This is a genomic window from Roseicyclus sp., from assembly GCF_052168335.1.
Classification (GTDB): domain Bacteria; phylum Pseudomonadota; class Alphaproteobacteria; order Rhodobacterales; family Rhodobacteraceae; genus Roseibacterium.
The window spans coordinates 1-3967 of record NZ_JBQLZP010000225.1; the positions used below are offsets into that span (position 1 = coordinate 1).

A 3967-nucleotide genomic window follows, 5' to 3' on the forward strand; every position below is an offset into this window, starting at 1 on the left:
AGACCAGCTCCATCAGCGCGTCGTCCTTCAGGATGCGGCTGCGCGGGATGTTCTTCTCCTGCGCCATGCGCTCGCGGAAGGCGGCGAGCTCCTTGGCGACGGCGAGGAGCTTGGGCGAGGAATTCCTGAGCTTCAGCCGCTGCCAGGCCTCCTCGGGATCGACCACGTAGGCGGAGGCGTCGGTCAGCGCGCCAAGCTCCTCCTCCATCCAGTGCGTGCGCCCCGAGCGGTCGAGCTCGGCCTGCAGGTGCTCGTAGATCTGGCGCAGGTGCGTCACGTCGGCCAGCGCGTATTGCTGCTGCGCCTCCGAGAGCGGGCGGCGCGACCAGTCGGTGAAGCGCGAGGACTTGTCGAGCGGGGCGCGCGCCACCTTGCGCACCAGCGTCTCGTAGCCGACCTGGTCGCCGAAGCCGCAGACCATCGCCGCGATCTGCGTGTCGAAGAGCGGCGCGGGCACGACCTTGCCCTCGACCCAGAAGATCTCGAGATCCTGCCGGGCGGCATGGAAGACCTTCACCACGGAGGGATCGCGGAAGAGCGCGTAGAGCGGATCGAGCGACAGGCCCGGCATCATCGGGTCGATCAGGACGGCATCCGCGTCGTCCGTGCCCGGCAGCGCCATCTGCACAAGGCAGAGCTGCGCGTAATAGGTGCGCTCCCTCAGGAACTCGGTATCGACGGTGACGTAGGGCGCGCCGGCGGCTTTCTCGCAGTAGGCGGCAAGCGCGTCCGTGGTGGTGATGATCTCAGGCACTCGGGGCTCGATACGGGTCAGTTTCCGACCGTTTAGGCGAGCGGGCGGGGAAAGGAAAGACCGCGCGGCTCAGCCGGGCAGGAAGACCGGCCTGCGGTCGCCCGCCGCGTAACGTCTGAGCACCGCCGGATAAAGCGCGTGCTCCGCCTGAAGGACGCGGGCGGCGAGCGTGTCGGGCGTGTCGCCGGGCAAGACCGGCACCCGCGCCTGGCCGAGGATCGGCCCGTCGTCGAGGGCGGGCGTCACCTCGTGGACGGTGCAGCCCGCCTCGGCGTCGCCGGCGGCGATGGCGCGGGCGTGCGTGTCGAGACCGCGATACTTCGGCAGGAGCGAGGGGTGGATGTTCAGCATCCTGCCCTCCCATCGCCCCACGAACCCCGCCGTCAGCACGCGCATGAAGCCCGCAAGGCAGAGGATGTCGGGCGCGAAGGGCGCGAGCGCTTCCGACAGCGCCGCCTCGAAGGCCGCGCGGTCGCCCCGAAAGTGCCGGTGATCGACGGCGACGGCCGGAATGCCCAGGTCCCGCGCCCGCGCGAGGCCGCCCGCCTCGGGCAGGTTCGCCAGGACGACGCAGGGGCGCGCCGGGTGCTCCCCGGTCATCGAGCGCGCGAGCGCGACCATGTTCGACCCGCCGCCCGAGATCAGGATGCCGACACGTTTCGTCACGCGAGGGTGCCGGTGTAGCGGACCCCCTGCCCCGCCTCGACCGCGCCGAGGCGGACGACGCGCTCGCCCTCGGCCGCCAGCAGGTCGGCCAGCGCATCCGCCCGCTCGGCCGCCACGACGAGGACCATGCCGATCCCGGCGTTGAAGGTCTTGAGAAGCTCGGCCTGCGCCAGCCCGCCCTCCTCCGCCAGCCAGCGGAAGACGGGCGGCAGCGACCAGGACGCGAGGTCCACGCGGGCGCCGAGCCCCTCGGGCAGGACGCGCGGCAGGTTCTCGGTCAGCCCGCCGCCGGTGATGTGCGCGAGGCCGTGGACGCCGCCCGACCGGATCGCCGCAAGCGCGGGCGCCACGTAGAGGCGCGTGGGCGCGAGCAGCGCCGCACCGAGCGCGCCGCCGCCGAAGGGCGCCGCCGCGTCCCAGTCGAGGCCCGAGCGCTCGACCACCTTGCGCACCAGCGAGTAGCCGTTGGAATGCACCCCGTCCGAGGCGAGGCCGAGAAGCACGTCGCCCTCCACGACCCCCGCGGGCAGCGAGGCGCCCCGCTCCATCGCGCCCACGGCGAAGCCCGCGAGGTCGAAGTCGCCCTGCGCGTAGAGGCCCGGCATCTCGGCCGTCTCGCCGCCGACGAGCGCGCAGCCCGAGCGGCGGCAGCCCTCGGCGATGCCGCCCACGATGCGCGCGGCGGCATCGACATCGAGCTTGCCGGTCGCGAAATAGTCGAGGAAGAACAGCGGCTCCGCCCCCTGGCAGACGAGGTCGTTGACGCACATCGCGACGAGGTCGATGCCGATCGTGTCGACGGCGCCGGTGTCGATCGCGATCTTCAGCTTCGTGCCCACGCCGTCGGTCGCCGCGACGAGGATCGGGTCGGAATAACCCGCCTCCTTCAGGTCGAAGAGCGCGCCGAACCCGCCGAGCCCCGACATGACGCCCGGCCGTGCCGTGGCGGCCGCGGCGGGCTTGATCCGGTCCACCAGCGCGTTGCCCGCGTCGATGTCGACGCCCGCCTCGGCATAGGTCAGGCCGTTGCCGCGGTTCCCTCCGCTCGTCCTGTCGGCCATGCTGCGCACTCCTCTGTCGCCCCGCGAGGGCGCGTTAGCAGGTGGGCGGGGCAGCGTCCATGCGGCGCAGGCCTCAGGACGTGCGCGCCCCCCCGGCCGAGCGCCGCCCGATCCAGAGGAACAGCGCCATCATCGGCGCCGTCGCCGCCACGAGGATCGGGGCGTTCGGCGGCAACCGGCTGCCGCCGACCCCTTCGCGCACCGTCGGCAGGACGTTCGACAGAAGCATCGGGCCGATCACCGTGAGCAGGAGGAAGACGACCATGCAGACGCCCCAGATCTTCGCCCAGTCCTGCATCGCCAGCGCCCGCGTCGCCCGCCGCGTCGCCTGCATCCCCACGTCGGCGGCGGGAGCGGAGGCGAGGATCACGCTCGTCGCGAGGCTCGGCGGCAGGCCCGCGAAGTTCACCAGAAGGCCGTAGAGAACGGTCAGGCCGACGAACCAGGCGACGTAGCGAAGGGCGAGCAGGGATAGCGGCGGCATGGTCGTGTCTCCGTCTGTCGGGTCGGCCCAGTCCTAGTGCAGCCCCCAGCGTGCCGCAAGCGACTGCGCTTGACGCATGGGGAAGCCCTGAATAAGCGTGACCCCGGCGGGCCTGTAGCTCAATGGTTAGAGCAGAGCGCTCATAACGCTTTGGTTGGGGGTTCAAGTCCCTCCGGGCCTACCAGGATCGAGGCGCAAGTGCCTGGTTTTGCGAATCTTCGTCAGAGGATTGCCGGAGCTGGGCCCCGCTGAGGGGCCCGCATTGATCATTCGAGCGCCGCCGCGCGGGTCTCGCCTGGGTTGTCCGGCATGCTGCCCGACGCTCCGATCCGGGAGACCTGGGAGGGGTCGATGGGCGCGCTCGACACCCCGTCGGGCGCGCGCCACATCGGCGTCCGAGCGCCCTCACCCCGCCCGGAAGGCGCGCCGGAAGTAGCGGACGAGCGGCTCCGCCAGGTAGGAGAGCGGCGTGCGATCCGCCGTGCGCAGGAAGGCTTCGACCGGCATCCCCGGCCTCAGTCCCGGCAGGTCGGCCAGCACGGCCGCATCGGGCTCGATCACGGCGCGGTAATGGGCGGCGCCGGTGGCCGCGTCCCGCTCGGCATCGGCGGAGAGGGTGACGACGCGGCCCCGCAGTTCCGGCGCCATCCCGCGGTCGAGGGCGGCGAGGACGAGCGCGACCTCCTGCCCCGGCCGGACCTGGTCGGCGTCGGACGGATCGATGCGGGCCACGACCCGAAGGCGCCGCCCCTCGGGCAGGAGGAACATGGTCGCCGCCCCCGGCCGCACGACCGAACCCTCCGCCGCGATGCGCGAGCCGAAGACGGTGCCCGCGACGGGCGCGCGCACCTCGAGCCGGGCGATCCGCTCCCTCAGGCCGAGCTGGCGCTGCTCCAGCTCGAAGCGCATCGCGCCGAGGTCGCGGAGGCGCGCGAGCGCCTCCTCCCGCCGCAGATCCGCGAGGCGCAGCGCCTCGAGGTCGAGCGTGGCGATCTCCGCCTC

The 3967-nt window shown here is 72.5% G+C and carries 5 protein-coding genes and 1 tRNA gene; 1 reads left to right on the forward strand and 5 read right to left on the reverse strand.

Translation table 11 applies throughout. The features are described 5' to 3' along the window. The 4 genes from rnd to ACTS11_RS07005 form a co-directional block, all read right to left on the reverse strand. On the reverse strand, positions 1–754 hold a 754-nt coding region (gene rnd, locus ACTS11_RS06990), incomplete at its 3' end, for a ribonuclease D (RefSeq protein WP_442639611.1). A gap of 69 nt (positions 755–823) precedes the next feature. Further along, entirely contained in the window at positions 824–1420 is a 597-nt protein-coding gene (gene purN / locus ACTS11_RS06995; RefSeq protein WP_442639612.1) for a phosphoribosylglycinamide formyltransferase, read from the reverse strand. Then, positions 1417–2481 carry a phosphoribosylformylglycinamidine cyclo-ligase gene (purM, locus tag ACTS11_RS07000; protein ID WP_442639613.1) on the reverse strand — a complete coding sequence of 355 codons (1065 nt, stop codon included), beginning with the start codon at positions 2479–2481 and terminating at the stop codon, positions 1417–1419. Before purM ends, purN begins: the two co-directional genes overlap by 4 nt. Before the next feature lie 73 nt (positions 2482–2554). Continuing rightward, complete coding sequence (locus tag ACTS11_RS07005; protein WP_442639614.1) at positions 2555–2965, reverse strand: hypothetical protein; 411 nt, start codon at positions 2963–2965, stop codon at positions 2555–2557. Between the two features lie 108 nt (positions 2966–3073). Between ACTS11_RS07005 and ACTS11_RS07010 the strand changes: the two genes are divergently transcribed. Then, positions 3074–3149: transfer RNA gene (locus tag ACTS11_RS07010), tRNA-Ile, on the forward strand. Positions 3150–3370: 221 nt separating this feature from the next. On the opposite strand, the gene ACTS11_RS07015 is transcribed toward ACTS11_RS07010, so the two are convergent. Beyond that, a partial coding sequence (locus tag ACTS11_RS07015) for an HlyD family efflux transporter periplasmic adaptor subunit (RefSeq protein WP_442639615.1) occupies positions 3371–3967 on the reverse strand: 597 nt, incomplete at its 5' end.